This is a genomic window from Phocaeicola sp. RTP21359st1_B8_RTP21360_211022 (genome assembly GCF_040911965.1).
GTDB lineage: Bacteria > Bacteroidota > Bacteroidia > Bacteroidales > Bacteroidaceae > Phocaeicola > Phocaeicola vulgatus.
In genome coordinates this window covers 1-16,463 of record NZ_JBDFXP010000048.1, presented here as the reverse complement: position 1 = coordinate 16,463, position 16,463 = coordinate 1, and the positions used below count along the sequence as shown (strand labels likewise).

At 45.3% G+C, this 16,463-nt stretch carries 17 protein-coding genes; 9 read left to right on the top strand and 8 right to left on the bottom strand.

Annotation, left to right across the window (positions count from 1 at the left end; translation table 11 throughout):
• Positions 1-44: 44 nt before the first annotated feature.
• Together AB5062_RS18975 and AB5062_RS18970 are read right to left on the bottom strand one after the other, a co-directional pair.
• A complete protein-coding gene (locus AB5062_RS18975; protein WP_057280057.1) occupies positions 45-542 on the bottom strand; it encodes a hypothetical protein in 498 nt (165 codons plus the stop codon).
• Positions 543-554: 12 nt separating this feature from the next.
• Positions 555-1,202, bottom strand: a complete 648-nt coding sequence (locus tag AB5062_RS18970) for an outer membrane beta-barrel protein (RefSeq protein ID WP_118292292.1) — start codon at positions 1,200-1,202, stop codon at positions 555-557.
• A 179-nt stretch (positions 1,203-1,381) separates the two neighbouring features.
• Here AB5062_RS18970 and AB5062_RS18965 point away from each other — a divergent pair, with 179 nt between their 5' ends.
• From AB5062_RS18965 to AB5062_RS18940, 6 genes are all read left to right on the top strand, one after another.
• Positions 1,382-1,630: a hypothetical protein gene (locus AB5062_RS18965; protein WP_008666330.1), complete on the top strand. Its 249-nt coding sequence runs from the start codon at positions 1,382-1,384 to the stop codon at positions 1,628-1,630.
• Positions 1,631-1,834: 204 nt separating this feature from the next.
• A complete protein-coding gene (locus AB5062_RS18960; RefSeq protein WP_008666329.1) occupies positions 1,835-2,053 on the top strand; it encodes a DUF6132 family protein in 219 nt (72 codons plus the stop codon).
• 2 nt (positions 2,054-2,055) lie between these two features.
• Complete coding sequence (gene trxA / locus AB5062_RS18955) at positions 2,056-2,535, top strand: thioredoxin (protein ID WP_005838762.1); 480 nt, start codon at positions 2,056-2,058, stop codon at positions 2,533-2,535.
• Positions 2,536-2,572: 37 nt separating this feature from the next.
• The gene (locus AB5062_RS18950; RefSeq protein ID WP_005849722.1) at positions 2,573-2,920 is read left to right on the top strand and encodes a winged helix DNA-binding protein; all 348 of its coding nucleotides are present in this window, start codon (positions 2,573-2,575) and stop codon (positions 2,918-2,920) included.
• Between the two features lie 23 nt (positions 2,921-2,943).
• Entirely contained in the window at positions 2,944-3,609 is a 666-nt protein-coding gene (locus tag AB5062_RS18945) for a M15 family metallopeptidase (RefSeq protein ID WP_008666328.1), read from the top strand.
• A gap of 3 nt (positions 3,610-3,612) precedes the next feature.
• A complete protein-coding gene (locus tag AB5062_RS18940) occupies positions 3,613-4,797 on the top strand; it encodes a hypothetical protein (protein WP_032953055.1) in 1,185 nt (394 codons plus the stop codon).
• On the opposite strand, the gene AB5062_RS18935 is transcribed toward AB5062_RS18940, so the two are convergent.
• A complete protein-coding gene (locus AB5062_RS18935; protein WP_005838769.1) occupies positions 4,794-5,477 on the bottom strand; it encodes a response regulator transcription factor in 684 nt (227 codons plus the stop codon). The genes AB5062_RS18940 and AB5062_RS18935 overlap by 4 nt on opposite strands.
• A gap of 4 nt (positions 5,478-5,481) precedes the next feature.
• Positions 5,482-7,020: a cell wall metabolism sensor histidine kinase WalK gene (locus tag AB5062_RS18930; protein WP_022508644.1), complete on the bottom strand. Its 1,539-nt coding sequence runs from the start codon at positions 7,018-7,020 to the stop codon at positions 5,482-5,484.
• 51 nt (positions 7,021-7,071) lie between these two features.
• On the opposite strand from AB5062_RS18930, the gene AB5062_RS18925 reads away from it, so the two are divergent.
• The gene (locus AB5062_RS18925) at positions 7,072-9,144 is read left to right on the top strand and encodes an outer membrane beta-barrel protein (RefSeq protein ID WP_368326937.1); all 2,073 of its coding nucleotides are present in this window, start codon (positions 7,072-7,074) and stop codon (positions 9,142-9,144) included.
• A gap of 35 nt (positions 9,145-9,179) precedes the next feature.
• Here the strand turns inward: AB5062_RS18925 and AB5062_RS18920 are convergent, their stop codons facing one another.
• The 3 genes from AB5062_RS18920 to AB5062_RS18910 form a co-directional block, all read right to left on the bottom strand.
• Entirely contained in the window at positions 9,180-9,608 is a 429-nt protein-coding gene (locus AB5062_RS18920; protein ID WP_005838774.1) for a SufE family protein, read from the bottom strand.
• A gap of 11 nt (positions 9,609-9,619) precedes the next feature.
• Positions 9,620-10,624 (bottom strand): M28 family peptidase, encoded by a 1,005-nt coding sequence (locus AB5062_RS18915; RefSeq protein ID WP_008668565.1) that lies wholly within the window; start codon positions 10,622-10,624, stop codon positions 9,620-9,622.
• 67 nt (positions 10,625-10,691) lie between these two features.
• Positions 10,692-12,449 (bottom strand): gamma-glutamyl-gamma-aminobutyrate hydrolase family protein, encoded by a 1,758-nt coding sequence (locus AB5062_RS18910; protein WP_005838778.1) that lies wholly within the window; start codon positions 12,447-12,449, stop codon positions 10,692-10,694.
• Positions 12,450-12,531: 82 nt separating this feature from the next.
• On the opposite strand from AB5062_RS18910, the gene AB5062_RS18905 reads away from it, so the two are divergent.
• Positions 12,532-13,440, top strand: a complete 909-nt coding sequence (locus AB5062_RS18905; protein WP_032953065.1) for a phosphate acyltransferase — start codon at positions 12,532-12,534, stop codon at positions 13,438-13,440.
• 98 nt (positions 13,441-13,538) lie between these two features.
• Entirely contained in the window at positions 13,539-14,603 is a 1,065-nt protein-coding gene (gene buk / locus AB5062_RS18900; RefSeq protein WP_032953058.1) for a butyrate kinase, read from the top strand.
• A gap of 137 nt (positions 14,604-14,740) precedes the next feature.
• Here the strand turns inward: buk and AB5062_RS18895 are convergent, their stop codons facing one another.
• Entirely contained in the window at positions 14,741-15,991 is a 1,251-nt protein-coding gene (locus AB5062_RS18895; protein ID WP_032953059.1) for a DUF3874 domain-containing protein, read from the bottom strand.
• Between the last annotated feature and the right edge of the window lie 472 nt (positions 15,992-16,463).

The following is a 16,463-nucleotide window of genomic DNA, read 5'->3' as shown; positions in this document are numbered from 1 at the left end:
TTTACCCGTTGGCAAGCTGAGTTTAAGTTGTCAACGGGTATATGTTAGAATGTTAAATCAAAACGCCCTTCTGTCACTCTTCTTCCTTCAAAAGTTCCGCTGATTATTCTGTTGTTCAAATCAAAGCGGGTAATATTGACAATGCCGTCTTCCAGTCTTTCTTCTTGTTTATTACCATCTTTGAATACGGCGTCGGTATAGATAGTCTGGTCATTATCCATCTTTTCAATATCACTGTAAACGGTGATATTTTTTTCTTTCGGGTCAATGATATTGAAAGAAATAGACGTATTGTCATCTACCCAAACGTATACATGGACTGTTGCTTTTTCATCTTCATTATAAGCAGGATAGTAGGATGCTTTATGGTCCGGTCCATAGCGTTGTCCTGTATATACCCAGCCGTCTATCAGACAGCCAAAGGTATTGGCGCCTGTCTGAGTGGCAGGTGGCATGAGAGTAGGATCTGCTGAAAAGTCTTCTCCATCGCAGGCACAGCATAACGCGACAGTTAATACTATTGTACTAAGATATTTAATCATGGTCTGAATTTTTTAAAAGTGATAGTTAATACCTGCCGAGAAAGATAATTGAGAAATGTCATCCGAACCGTTCATCGGATAATGTGGTTGTACCATCCATTCTTTATGATGGTAGCGGACGGAATATTCACCGGAATACGCCAGGATATAGCTTATCCTTGCACTGATCCCCCAATGGGTGAAAAGGTGGTATTCTCCGCCTACTCCAAAGTTTGCCGCCCATTTGTTCATGGATACTTTTCGTGGTTTATCATATACCATACTGTCGTCTTTATATAACTGGTATCCGGTTCCGGTAGTAAAATACCAATCGAATTGTTGTTTCAGCGAATGCAGGGAGAACTGTGGAGCAAAATAGTGTGTTTGAATCTTGTCTGTGGTATTTGTCGTGTTGCCTGTATACCGGCTGCCTTGATAAAGTATTCCGAATCCGGCTCTAATGGCAGGCTTGTTTCCTACCAGGTAAGTATAACTTCCTGACCAACCTATGCCGTTGCGCAAATTCGAGGAATATCCTGCTATTCCTATCAGCTTTCCGGTGTAGAGGGTAGGACCTGTCTGAAAGGATAGAACGGATCGTTTGTCAGTGCCGGATTGTGCATATAGCGATGTTGGACACAGCAGCGTGGCTACTATAATAAAATATAGTTTGTTTTTCATGGTCATTGTGTTTATCTAGGTGGGTACAAAAATAATAAATCATTGGAAATAACAGCATTAATAGTTTTCTTATTTTAAGTAATCCGTGAAAAATGTGATAGATTAACACTTTCCTGCCATCTTTATTCCATTCATTCTGTTTTCTTATGAAGATTATTCACTTTAAAACCTTATAGTTTATGAAACCAGTAGAATCAGACCGGTTGGATGCCGAAGAGCGTAGAGAACTGAGCAGTTCTGATTTCGGAATTCCTGAAGAGCGTGCTTTCCCGATGCCCGATGCGGCACATGTGCGGGCGGCGGAAGCCTATTTCCGTTATGCTAGTGATGATCAGAAGCCTGAGTTGGCGAGGAATATACTGGAAAAAGCGGCTGAATACGGAGTGCGTGTAGAGAGTCCTGTGGTGCTGTCTTGGGCCGGGAAATAGTTGTTGTATAATGATTTGACCTTTTGTGTTGCTGAATATTGTGTAAATGTAGGTGCCGAATCGTGAAGGAAAGTTATTATTTAAATATTTTCCTAAGGAAATTTGTTATATAGGAAAGTATAGAATATATTTGGAAAAAGTTTCCTGAGGAAATAATTAAAGGAGATAACATAACAGAGTCCGGTTTTAATTATGAAGAAGAGTATGAAAAAAGAGTTTATAAAAAGGTATGGATGGACATTGCTTGGTATTGTGGCAGGAATGGTAGGAGGATATTTGTATTGGCGGTATGTAGGTTGCACCACTGGGACTTGCCCTATCACTTCTTCTCCTGTCAACAGTTCCATTTGGGGGGCGGCAATGGGGGGATTGTTGCTCAGTTCATTTATGCCGGAGCATAGAAAGATAAAGAAGGAGGAATAAGTATGAATAAAACGATTTTATTTTTTTTAGCCCTTGTGCTGGCTGCCACAACAGCTTGCGGCAGAGGAAGCAGTAATAATAACCCTGTAAAAGAAGAAACTATGGCAACAGAAGGAAATGGAAAGGTCATACATTTGACTAAAGCTGAATTTTTGGCGAAAGTATATAATTTCGAGAAAAACCCGGAAGAGTGGAAATATGAAGGTGACAAACCGGCTATTGTGGATTTCTATGCTGACTGGTGTGGTCCTTGCAAAATGGTAGCTCCTATTTTGGACGAATTGGCAAAAGAATACGATGGCCAGATTGTGATTTATAAAGTGGACACGGAGAAAGAACAGGAACTGGCAGGCGCGTTTGGTATACGGAGTATTCCGTCCATTCTGTTCATCCCCATGGAAGGAAAGCCGGAGATGGCACAGGGGGCTATGCCCAAAGCGTCATTTAAAAAGGCTATTGATGAGTTTTTATTGAAAAAATAAGTACTTTTGTGCAATAGCATCAAGAAGAAAGAGCAATATGGAAACTTTATGTAAAATAAGAGATCTCTATCGCGCTATTGCAGAATTTGAAACACGGTTTGAAAAGGCGCACCACCTTTGTCTGAACGAAGGAATGTTGCTGTGCTGTCTCTCCAGAAAGAAACGCCTGTCCTCGGGAGAGATAGCAGAGCAATTGGGGCTTTCTAATTCGAATACTTCTAAGGTTATCAGATCTGTAGAGGATAAAGGCTATATAGAGCGTAATTTGGGAGATTGTGACAAACGCCAGATGTATTTCTCGCTTACGGCGGAAGGAAAGAAAATACTGAAGGAGATGGAATGCTGTAATATTGAGATTCCTGAGTTACTGAGGTCTGTATTATAATAGTAAGAAAGATACCGCTGTAGATGAAGTCTGTTTTTATTTTTATATCATTGCTGATAATGCTCTGTCCCGCTTTCTCGCAAAGCAGGATGGAGCATTATCTTGATTCTTTGGGATTGGTGAATGTAGGCCGGATGGACCCGACATTGAAAATAGATTTGATGTATACCCGTGCCGACAATTTTACCGGGAAAGTCCTTTATGAGGATTTGCAGGAGGCCTATCTTCATCCCGAGGCTGCCAAAGCCTTGTTGCAAGCGCAAAAGCGGTTGAAAGAGTTGTATCCCGGTTATTCTCTGATTATTTATGATGCCGCCCGTCCCATGTCCGTGCAGCAGAAAATGTGGAATGTGGTAAAAGGTACTTCCCAAAATATATATGTATCCAATCCGGCCCGGGGAGGAGGGTTGCATAATTATGGTTTGGCGGTGGATGTGAGTATTGCAGATGAAAAAGGAAATCCTTTGCCTATGGGGACCAAGGTGGATCATTTGGGCAAGGAAGCACACATAGATACCGAGGCGGCAATGGTACAGCAGGGAATCATTACAGCGCAGGAACGGAAAAACCGTTTGCTGCTGCGCCGGGTCATGACGGATGCGGGTTATAAACCTTTGCGCAGTGAGTGGTGGCATTTCAACTTCCGCAGTCGTGAAGAGGCAAAACGGAACTATAAAGTAATTAGATAAAGGATGGAAATATCAACAAAAACACTCCATTTCATCGAAGAACACAGAGAGGACGATACGCGTACACTTGCTTTGCAAAGTAAGAAATATCCCGATGTAGACATGGCGGCAGCTGTCACACAAATTGCCGGACGGCAGGTGGCGGCCCGCAAGATACCTTCATGGTATCCGGTTTCTGCATTATGGTATCCCCCTCATTTGTCTATGGAGCAATGTTCTTCCGAAGCAACTGCTTTGTATAAGGCCTCTTTGTTGGAAGGCGATACTTTTGCCGATTTAACCGGAGGTTTCGGTATTGATTGCAGCTTTATCTCCCGGAATTTCAAGCAGGCTGATTATGTGGAAAGGCAGTCAGGACTTTGTGAGCTGGCTTTGCATAATTTCCCTTTGTTGGGGTTGGGGCACATTCGGATACACAACCGGGACGGGGTATCCTATTTGCAGGAAATGCTTCCGGTAGATTGCTTGTTTTTAGACCCTGCCAGAAGAGACGGACACGGTGGAAAGACGGTTGCCATCTCTGATTGCGAGCCGGATGTTACTGTTTTGGAGCCTTTGCTGGTTGATAAGGCAAAGAAAGTGATGGTGAAATTATCGCCTATGCTGGATCTGTCATTGGCATTGAACGAGTTGAAAACAGTTCGTGCGGTACACATTGTCGCTGTGAATAACGAGTGCAAGGAGTTATTGCTGATACTGCAAAAAGAGTCCGTTTCATCGGAGGTAAGCATCCATTGCGAACATATTGTAGGCAACGGGGAGAGCCGGCATTACACCTTTACCTTGAAGCGGGAAAAAACATCGCCCTGTCTTTTGGCCGATGAAGTCGGAACTTATTTGTATGAACCGAATGCCGCTATATTGAAAGCCGGTGCTTTTCGTTCTCTCACACAAACCTATCCTGTGGCGAAACTTCACCTCAACAGCCATTTATATACCTCTGTTTCTTTGGTTCCGGATTTTCCGGGACGTCGTTTCCGGGTTGAGGCCGTATCGGGTTTTGGAAAAAAGGAATTGAAAGCGTTCTTGATGGATATGGACAAGGCGAATATTACGATCCGCAACTTTCCATTATCGGTTGCGGAACTTCGCAAACGTTTGAAACTGAAAGAGGGAGGAGATGATTATATCTTTGCCACTACCTTGTCCGGCGGGCAGAAAGTCTTGATTAGAGGGAAGAAGTGTTAGTTTATAATCAGTTTGTAACCTATTCCCCTTACATTCACAATCCGTATGCTTTGGTCTTTGGACAGTTTATGGCGTAATTTCGTAATAAATACATGCAGGCTGCGTGAATTGAAGAAGCTGTCATCTCCCCATAGCTCCAACAAGATGCTTTGGCTGTTCACCACTTCATTCCGGTTCTCACACAGGCGTTTTAGGATTTCCGATTCCCGGTGGGAGAGTTCTTGTATGTTCCCTGCAAAATCCAGTTGTTGGGTGACGGAGTTGAACTGATATCCTCCGATGGTGTAGGTATTGGTTATTTCTTTTTCCACAAAAGCTTTGTGCATCAAGGCTTTGAGGCGTACAATAAGCTCCTGCATACCGAATGGTTTTTTCAGATAGTCATTAGCTCCCAGTTCAAATCCTTTTACTACATCATTGATGGCAGACCGGGCGGTGAGGAATAATACCGGGGTTGCTTTATCCGATTGGCGGATGCGGCGTACCATTTCAAAGCCATCCATACGGGGCATCATGACATCGGCTACCAATACGTCCGGTTTCTGTTCGAAAAACTTTCTTAAGCCTTCTTCACCATCTCCGGCGGTAGTAATGATAAAATCCTGTTCTTCCAGTGTGTCCTTGATAATCATGGCAAGAGTCTGTTCATCTTCTACTAATAAAACGTGTATCTTTTCCATTTGCTTATTCGGGAATTTTAAGTGTAAAGGTACTGCCTTTTCCTGTGCTGCTTTCCACGGAAACAGTTCCTTTATGCTGTTCTATCATTGTTTTTACATAATAAAGTCCTAATCCATATCCTTTTACATTATGCAGATTACCGGTCGGAACCCGATAAAACTTATCAAACAGATGTTTTTGTCTGTCGGCAGGAATACCTATTCCTTTGTCTTGTATCTTTAGCATTACATAAGCGTTACGGTCACCGTTGTATGGATTGTTGCAGCGTATTGCAGAAATGTAAATATATGCCTTTTCATCGGAATATTTTATAGCATTGTCTATCAGATTGCTGATCATGTTATACAGGTGCAAGCGGTCTGCACGTAGGGTTATGTTTTCTTCCATAATGAGTTTGAACTCAGTCGGCTTATCAGCTTTCAATCTATGTTGGCTGATCAGATTTTCCAACATAGGCCTCAGTTCGACAGGTTCATAGTTCAGACGGAAGTTCTTCCGTTGCTCCATACTCATGGAAAGGATCTGTTCCACCAGTCCGCTGAGCTGTTTCAGCTGGGTTTGGATAATCTGAAGATAGTTCTGTCGTTTCGTCAGGTTTTCTGCTCCGTTGAAGTTCAGTAATGCATCGTTGGCGGCGTAGGCTACGGCTATCGGAGTTTTCAGTTCGTGAGTAATGTTATGCGTGAAGTCCTCTTTCATTTCTTCTACACTTTTCTGCCTTAAGATGATACGGATAAGAAACCAGAATGATACCCCCAATATAATAATGATAAAGAAAGAGGTATAAAGTATCCCCTTCATTTGTTGCAAGACGATGGTATTTGTCGGTTCCACCCATAACCGGTATGCCATTTTGTTGTACAAGTCATAATTGTAATAGTAGCTCACTGCTTCTTTGCCCGGCCTGTATTTTTGAGGTGAGCTGAGTCCTTGTACGACCGTGCTGTCTTGACGTAAATTCACTATTTCGATGCGGTGAGGCAGGTAGATGATTCCGCGCATGGCAAGTGTCCTTGTAAAAAGGCTGTCGAAAGTGTGCAGGTTGATTTCCGTGAAAAGGTCCAGCTGGCTGTGGATACCCCGTTGGAAGTATTTGGTGAGCAGTTCCAGTGTACCGTTTTTGTCGATGGTAGTAGATACCGGTTCATTGATTTCCAGACCAAATCTTTTTTGCTGTTTGAAAGGCTCGGTTTCTATAACTTTGGTAATCAAAGCACTGCTGTCCAGATTGATACTGGATTCGATATAGCCATTTATGGTTTCGTTGCTTCGTTTCACGGAGTCGCACCGTTCCATCATTTCATTGTAGTCACTCACCTGTAATGTTTCTATCAGGCAATTGTCCATATCCTTCTTCATCGAGGTGTATAATCCTGTCAACCAATATGCCTGATAGGCAAAGACGCCTATCAGCGAAAGGATAATCAATGCGGCTATGGCTTTAAACGGTATCTTCATGGTTTGGCAAAAATAGGTACAAAATAAGTATTCTCTTTCTTTTGATAACACTAAATAAGACTTCATAAGCCGGCGGTAACACATACGGCACATTTTTCACCTTTACTTTGCATGGACATTAAAAATAAAACGATGATGAGGACAGTGATTATCTTTTGTTTATGCTTGTCGGCATTTGCGGCACAAGCGCAGAATGATGTGAATTATACCTATATGGACAGCCTTTTCCAACAATTGCCGGAGGTGTTGGTCAAAGGGGAGCGTCCGGTGGTAAAGGCCGAGCGGGGAAAGCTGGTCTATGACTTACCCCGTATGGTAGAGCGGCTTCCGGTGAATAACGCCTACGAGGCGGTAAAGGAACTGCCCGGCATCGTGGAACAAGATGGCAATCTCACTTTGGGGGGGCGCAGTATTACTTTGGTAGTAAATGGAAAAGTAAGTACACTGGACAAGGACGATTTGAAGTCCGTGCTTCAGAATACCCCTGTCAGTCGTCTGGAGAAAGCGGAAATCATGTATGCTGCTCCGGCACGTTACCGCATTCGTGGAGCCATGGTGAATGTTATTCTAAAATCGAATATCGGGCAGAAGCCTTCTTGGTCCGGTGAAGTGGCGGCTATGTATGAACAGTCCCGCAGGGAAGACATTGCAGGCCGTGGAAATTTGCTCTACACTTCCCGGCGCTTTTCGGCGGATGTGATGTATTCATACGGGTTCAAACATACCACTTTCGGATTGGACAAACAGTCATGGCACACTATGGCGGGGGACGTACACGAGTTGGATTTGAAAACAGAGGCTAAAGGGTATGGCGGCCGGCATAACCTCCGCTTGGGGGCGGATTATGATTTCGGGAAGAAGAACTTGTTGAGTGTGGTTTACAATACACAATACCGCTATGGGCAGGACTGTACAAAAATGCGTGGAACAGCCCACAGTGATAAAACGGATGACGGTGACCGCCAGTTACATAATGTGGCGGCCGATTATCAATCTTCTTTCGGCCTTTCGGCAGGAATGGATTTCCTTTTTTTCTCCAATCCGTCACAGACCTTTCTGGAGAAAGATATGCAGGATGTCAGCCGGACATTGAATTATGACAGCAACCAACGTATCAACCGCTGGTTATTCTATGCCAACCAGCTTCATTCCTTGCAAGGTGGAACCGAGATAAATTATGGTGTAAAGTACACTGCCACACACGATAACAGCTACCAGTTCTATCGGGATGGTGAAACAGGAGCCTTGATTCCCGATAATTCCGAGAAACTGCTTCGAAAAGAATATACTCTGAATATGTACACCGGCGCTTCACATAGTTTTGGGAAGAAGTTCTCTGCCGAAGTTTCCTTGGCCGCAGAGCTTTATCATGCCGGGGAACGCCATAGCTGGATGCTGTATCCCATTGTAAACACAACTTATACTCCGGCAGATGGACATACCTTGCAAATGTCTTTCACCAGTAATCGTAAATATCCCGCTTACTGGCAGTTGCAACCTATTATACAGTATGTGGACAGCTATACCGAGGCTCATGGAAATCCCAACCTGAAGCCAAGTTCCAATTATTCGCTCGACTTGAATTATCTGTATAAGAATAGATATATGATAGGGGTGAATTACAATTACACACCCGATTACTTTGTGCAGCTCCCTTATCAATTGCCCGACCGTCTGGCGGAGGTGAATCAGTTTGTGAATTATGATTTTCAGAAAAGATGGACCATACAGACTATGGCTTCTTATAAAGTGAGTACATGGTGGAACGGGCGCATTTTTGCTTTCGGCCTGTTCTCTCATGACAAGAACAGCCATTTCCATGATATTGCATTCAACCGGCATAAATTCAGCGTCATTCTGAATACCACAAACACATTCATCTTATCGAAGAAACCGAATATCATAGGTACGTTGGCTGGTTTTTACCAATCACGTGCCATACAAGGGGTGTATAACTTAAGTCCTATTTGTAATGTTTCGACTTCACTTCAGTGGGCTTCTCCGGATGGAAAGACGAAGGTGATATTGAAAGGAAATGATATTCTTAATACATCGAATATGACCACCCGGCTGGCGTGGGGGCAGCAACGGAACCGGACAGAAATGAATTGGGACAATCGTAGCTTTACATTTTCATTCCTCTATAAATTCGGCGGATACAAAGAAAAGAAACGTACCGATGTCGATACCAAGCGGCTGGGACGATGATTTTTTAGTGGTTAGTAATCACTAACCACTAATCACTAGTTCGCCATTTTTGCCTTGAAAGCCAGTGCATACATACGCATCTGTTTTACCATTGCCAGCAAGCCATTGCTGCGGGTGGGCGACAGATGTTCCTTCAAACCTATCTTCTCTATAAAGTATAAATCACTGCTTAATATTTCATCCGGAGTATGTCCGCTGACTACTTTGATAAGCAGGGCAATGATACCTTTTACAATCAAGGCGTCACTTTCCGCCTGGAACACCACTTTGCCGTCTTCCATATCGGCTTGCAGCCATACGCGGCTCTGGCAACCGTCTATCAGGTTTTGTTCTGTTTTATATTCGGGGGCGAGTGGTTCCTGCTCGTTACCCAAATCTATGAGCAATTGATACTTGTCCATCCAGTCATCAAAATCACTGAACTCTTCTATCACTTCGTTCTGAAGTTCGTTTATTGTTTTCATTATTTTATCATTTATTTCTCATTATAAATCACATCCATCACTGTTTGTCCTACCGCTTTCAGCGTGTTACGGTCAATGTTTTCCATCGTATCGTTTACCGTATGCCAGAAAGAGCCGAAAGAACTTTGCGGATTGTCGGCATCATAGTTAATGATGTCCACACACGGGATACGCGCCAACTTGTTGACATAGATATGGTCGTCCACCGTCTCGCCCCCGTCTTCTTTTACAAAATATTTGCCATATCCCAGCTCATGTGCCTTTTTCCAGATTTTCTTCATTTCGGAACGGGCGGTGCGGGCCGAGTAACCTTCATAATAGAAGGTGGCATCTTTTCCTCCTACCATATCCAGCAAGATTCCATAGCGTGCATTATAGTTCTGAACATGTGGGGTACGTGCCCAGTATTGTGATCCAAGACACCAAGTGTCCTGTTTGTACTTGCCGTCATAAAATTCGGGAATTCCATAATCCTCCGAATCGAAAAATACGATATCTATACCTAGGGCAGGTTGTTCCTTCTGTATCTGACGGGCGATTTCCAGCAGCACCCCCACACCGCTGGCACCATCATTCACTCCCAGTATAGGAGTATGGTGATTCTTCGGGTCGGGATCATTGTCGGCATACGGGCGGCTGTCCCAATGGGCGCAAAGCAGGATACGTTTTTTACTTTCGGGCTTGTAAGCACCGATAATGTTGCGTGATTTCAGTATCGTACCGTCGTATGCTATCAGATCGGCATATTGATTGTATACCTTGGCGCCGAATTTTTCCAATTGTCCTGCCAGATATTCCCCACATTCTTTGTGCGCCTGTGTGTTGGGAACACGGGGACCGAAGTCTGCTTGTACCTGAATGTACTGGTAGGCGCTGTCTGCATTGAATTCGGGAGCCTTGATCACTTCTTTGTCTACGGTTTCTGTCCGGTCGTTTCTGCTTTTACTGTTTCCGCACGAAACGGCTGTCAATACAAGCAGCAAGAACGGGATTACTAAAACATTTCTTATCTTCATACTTATTCTTCTGTTATTTATTTGTGCATTATCCTTTATATGGAAGGGGCTGCGCCGCAAAGTTACGTTATTTTCTTTGTACTTCTTCCATAACGCGCAGGAAGTTTCCACCCCAAATGAGGCGGATATTTTCTTCACTGTATCTTTCCAACAGCAGCCGGCGTGTAAAGTTTATCAATTCTGATGCCGAAGCGCAGCCTGTGATGCCGCCGTCACCGTCAAAATCGGTTCCTATCCCTACATGTTCTATGCCCATGACATTTACCATGTGGTTCAGATGCTCGATGGCATCCTTGATGGTAGCTTCTCCGTTCTTGCGCAGGAATCCGCCATACATACATACCTGTGCCACCCCCCCCTTGGCTGCCAATGCTTTCAATTGGTCATCCGTCAGATTGCGCGGATGGTCGCAAAGGGCACGGGCCGAAGAATGAGAGGCTACGATCGGTTTGCCGCTGATTGCCAGTGCATCATAGAAACTTTTCTCTCCGGCATGAGAAACATCTACCATCATTCCCACACGGTTCATTTCTTTTATCACCTGTTCACCGAATGTGCTTACGCCCAGTCCTTCCTCATTATAACGGGCAGAGCCGCAGATATCATTATTTCCGTTGTGGCAAAGTGTCATGTACACCACGCCACGATGGCGGAAACGTTCTACATTCGTGATATCCTTGCCAATGGCATATCCGTTTTCAATGCCCAGCATGACAGCCTTTTTCCCTGCTTTTTTCAAACGGCACAGATCAGCGGGAGTATATGCTATATCTACGGCTGTACAGTTCTTGGCAACCATCTCCTCTATTTCGTTCAGGATGCGGTCTGCTTTGGCAGTAGCGGCCGATAAGGCTTCATCGGTACGTTCCAATTGCTTCAGGTAAGCCACCATGATGGTTGCGTCCAGATGTCCTTCCGTCATCTTATGCAGGTCTACCAGGATTTTCTTGTCACGGGTGGCGAAGTTTATTCCTTGATCGAAGAACATGGGAGTGTCGCAATGTGAATCCAGCGTTATCATGCGGCTGTGAAGTTTTTTGGCTTCTCTGAAAGAAGTGGATTCCTGTATAAGCCAGTGGAATACCGGCATCATACAGGTATTGTTTTCCAGAATGAAACATTCCGGATGCCATTGCACTCCCATCATGGACTTGCATTCGGTAGATTCCATCGCTTCAATGACTCCGTCGGATGAGCGGGCAGTTACCCTGAAACCCGGCGCAACCTCCTTTACCGCCTGATGGTGAAACGAATTGACCGGCAATATTTCTGTTTCAAACAATTTATAGAGTAAGGAATCTTTCTCTATCCGGACCGTATGCGAGGCATATCCCCGTCCCAAATCCTGATCGTGTTTGATCCGTTCCCCTTCCATCTGTACGTGGATATCCTGATACAGGCTGCCTCCAAAAGCGGCGTTCATCACCTGTATGCCGCGGCATATTCCCAGAATCGGTATCTGCCGGTCGGCGGCCAGTTTGGCAAGCAATAACTCCTGACGATCCCTCCGGGGATTTATGCTGTGTAATTCCTTTATCGGTTCTTCTCCAAGGAACAAGGGATTGATATCCGCACCGCCGGTCAGTAGCAAGCCATCCAATGCATTCAGTGAGTTTATCAAACTGTTAGTTTCGTCAACAGGAGGAATAATGAAAGGAATACCTCCTGCTTTCAGAATGGAAGTGAAATATCCTTCCAGCAAAGTACATGCGCCTTCCTGGAAGTTTCCGGTAAGCCCTATGACTGGAGCATCTTTGTGGCAGGGAAAGGTGCGGTGTATGGCATCGTACTCGGCTGAAATGTCAAATGTTTGAAACGTTTTCATAAGTTAAATTATTCATAGAAACTAAGCAAAGATAGGGATAAATTCAGATTTATTTTTCATATTTGCTAAAAATCTAATGACCATGGAACCTATACAAGACTTCGCCGGCCTGATATGCCGTTTGCGTTCGTTGAAAGAGCGGAAACGTGTGGTGGTTGTTTGCCCCAATGACCCTCATACCGAATACGTTATAACCCGCAGTTTGCACGAAGGCTTTGCCGATTTCTTATTGGTGGCGGATACGCCCCATTTGCTGAACTCGGAATATATCCGCCTTCAATATCCGGATCATGTGAAAGTATACGAGGCGACAAGTCCCGATAAAGCAGCCCAGGAAGCTGTTTCGCTGATACGTGAGGGACATGCGGACGTGTTGATGAAAGGGATTATCAATACGGATAATTTATTGCGGGCCGTGCTTAATAAGGAACATGGTATCCTGCCGAAAGGGAATGTGCTGAGCCATATCACGGTGGCACAGATCCCGATGTACAAGAAATTGCTGTTCTTCTCGGATGCGGCGGTCATTCCCCGTCCTACCTTGGAACAATTCGAGGCGATGCTGCGGTATGATCTGGAGGTATGCCGCCGCATGGGAATAGAAGCTCCCCGTGTGGCCTTGATTCATTGTACGGAAAAAGTAAACGAGAAATTCCCTCATACACTGGATTATGTGACTTTAAAGGAACGTGCCGCCGCCGGTGCTTACGGAAACATGTACTTGGACGGACCCATGGATGTGAAGACGGCATGTGATGCGCATAGCGGTGAGGTGAAAGGAATCAGCTCGCCGGTGGTGGGACATGCGGATTTGTTGATCTTTCCCAATATCGAGTCGGGAAATACATTCTATAAAACGGTGTCATTGTTTGGTGACGCCAACATGGCAGGTATGTTGCGAGGTACGGTCTCTCCCGTAGTGGTTCCGTCGCGTGCCGATTCCGGTAATTCGAAATATTACAGTCTGGCATTGGCCTGCGTGGCCGGATAAATAATGTGGCAATGTGCCAATTTGCCGGTGTGTCAATTGGCTGTGCTGTGTTGCCGCATGGTTTTGGCTCATTCGCAAATTGATAAATTATTGAAACTATGAAAATATTTGTGATTAATCCGGGCTCTACTTCTACCAAAATAGCCCTTTTCATCGATGAAAAGCCGGTGTGGGCGGCAGGGGCCCATCATACTGCGGATGACTTGTCGGAGTTTCACCACGTCAACGAACAGTATGCGTACCGTAAGGACTTTGTATTGCGATTGCTTGCCGAGGCGGATATTCCGTTGGATTTTGATGCCGTCATTGCCCGTGGCGGTCTGCTGAAGCCTACGCCCGGCGGGGTGTATGCCATTAACGAACAGATGAAACACGATTTGCTCAACGCCCGGATGGAGCACGCCTGTAATTTGGGCGCGCTGATTGCCGATGAAATAGCCCGGGAATGCCATTGTCCCGCCTACATTGCCGATCCCGAAGTGGTAGACGAGCTGCAACCGGCCGCCCGCCTGACGGGAATACCGGAGATAGAGCGCATTTCCATCTTCCATGCCTTGAACAGTAAGGCGGTATCGCGTAAATATGCCGCTTCCATCGGGAAACATTATGAAGAGTTGAATCTGATTGTGGTGCATCTGGGGGGTGGCATATCGGTGGGTGCCCATTGCAAAGGACGGGTGATTGATGTTAACAATGCCTTGAACGGTGAGGGGCCGTTTTCTCCCGAACGTGCGGGAACCATTCCTGCCGACCAGTTGGCGGAATTGTGCTTCAGCGGTAAGTATACGTTAAAGCAGATCAAGAAGATGCTGAATGGCAAAGGGGGGCTGACTGCCCATCTGGGTATGAATGATGTGGTGACTATTGCCCGGAAAGCTTCCGAAGGCGAGGAGCCTTATAAAGGGGTATTGGATGCGATGCTCTATACGGTGGCGAAACAGGCAGGGGCCATGTATGTCACGCTCCGTGGGCAGGTGGATGCCATTATTCTGACGGGAGGCATTGCCTATAGTGATTACTGTGTAGGGATTCTCAAGGAACAGATTGATTATCTGGCGCCGGTTGTGCTGATGCCCGGTGAAGACGAGATGGGCTCGCTGGCTTATAATGCGTTGGGAGCCTTGAAAGGTGAGCTGCCTTTGCAGGTTTACCGGCCGGAATAAGAAGATGGTGGTACATCGGAATTAAAATAAGCGATAAAATTGTTCAAATCCTTCATGGAAGGGTAATGTGTTGATATACAGAAGGCTATTATGAAGGAATCATTATAAATTCCTTCATAATAGCTTCAGGGATGTTTTTACCCGGCCAGTGCTACCAGTTTATACATATTTCCTGTTGTGGTATGCATCCGTTCCGCTCCCAGGGAATTCATGATTCTTCCCATTTTGTTTATCGTGATGCCGCGCATGGCTGCCGGATATCGTTTCAGCAGGATATTGAACAAGCATACTGCCGAGTAAAGTTTGAAGTCTTCCCCTTTATCCGGCAGTCTGAAACAATGGAGAATCATTTCCGCTTCGGTAGGCAAGGCATAATAGGCCTGGTTGCGCAGTTTCAGCTCGGATTCCTCCGCCGCCGAGAACCAGTAACGCTTTCCCTCGTCCAGTTCTGCTTTCAGCTGGGCGAAAAGCTGTTTGTGCTCCAGTGGCGAGCAGTCTATCTTCTCCTTTACCTCGGCAAAGAAATAACGGCGGCTTCCGCTGGGGTCGGTGAGCAGCGCTTTCCGGTTACTGGTGCCGATGAACGAGGCCATCCGGGGCAGATGGCTGTAGGACGAGCGGTGCGACTTGCGGAAATCCAGTTTTTTCATCTGCATCAGATTTTTCAGCAATGGCAGTTTCTGTGGTGAAAGACGGTCGTACTCATCCAGATTAATCAGTCCGAAGAAAGCCAGCTTCTGCTCGCATCCTGCCTGTCCGGTCAGTTCGAAGCTGTCCGTATAGTAGTCTTTCAACGAATCGGGCATCAGCAATTCGCAGAAAGTGGATTTGCATCTCCCTTGCTCGCTGCTCACTAGCATGGGGGCCACAGCGTTGGCGCACCGGTCCATGCGTCCGCTCCACTGGGCAGTTACGCCCAGCATCCAGCGGTGGAAACTGTTCACCCAGAAATCTTTCGTAGATATGCGTTGTGCCAGCGGAGTCACGCGGTCCTTGCCGTCCCATTCGGGAAGGGTGTTCATATAGGAAAGTAACGGATGATAGTCCGGCATCTGCTCCGAGTTCACGAACCGGCTTACATCCTTGTCCCAGCAGTTGATGTGACGTGCACGTGCTTCCAGGCACAGGCTGTTCAGGGTGCGCTGGCTTATTACCTTATATATAGGTGTGTCAGCGTCTTTTTTGCAACATTCCGTTTGTTCCGTCAGTAGGTTGAAGCGGAAGTGGTAGCGGCTCAGCAAATATTGTTCCAGTTTTTGCTGTACTTGCTCCGTTTCCGGTTTCTTCTGCATTGATAATGAGGTAGATGAACTCTTCACTGTCGGACTTATCACTACATTCGAGGAAGCAAGCTTCTTCATTACTTTGTTCAATAACTTTTTATTCATTATTTGTTGTTTTAGGTTTCCGTTGGAACAAAGATACTGTGTAAAATAGCGTTTTGCAAGTGTTTTTCGTGGGGTTTTAGAGAAAAGTGACTAAGCGTAAACATCCTGAATAACAAGCTGTTTCGTCCGGTTGATTACACGATATCTTCCTTTTGATTCAGTTATTTCACTTAAGTGATGAAGTTTGAGCACTCTAGTGATGAAAGTTCATCACTAAGGTGATATAATATCATCACTTAAGTGAAACAATTTACTTGAAGGGAAGATACAACGACTTCGACCGGATGATACACCTTATTCGTCCGGTTGTTGTCATTTGATGAAATGTGAGTGTTTTGCCGGACAGTCATCACCTTGGGATGCGTTTTTGGAGATGGAACGGGGCTGAAGGAATATGTAAGCGTCTCCGCGATTCTATCTTGTCGCCCATTTTTCATTCTTATATTTTTGCCATGTATAAAAATGAATCATT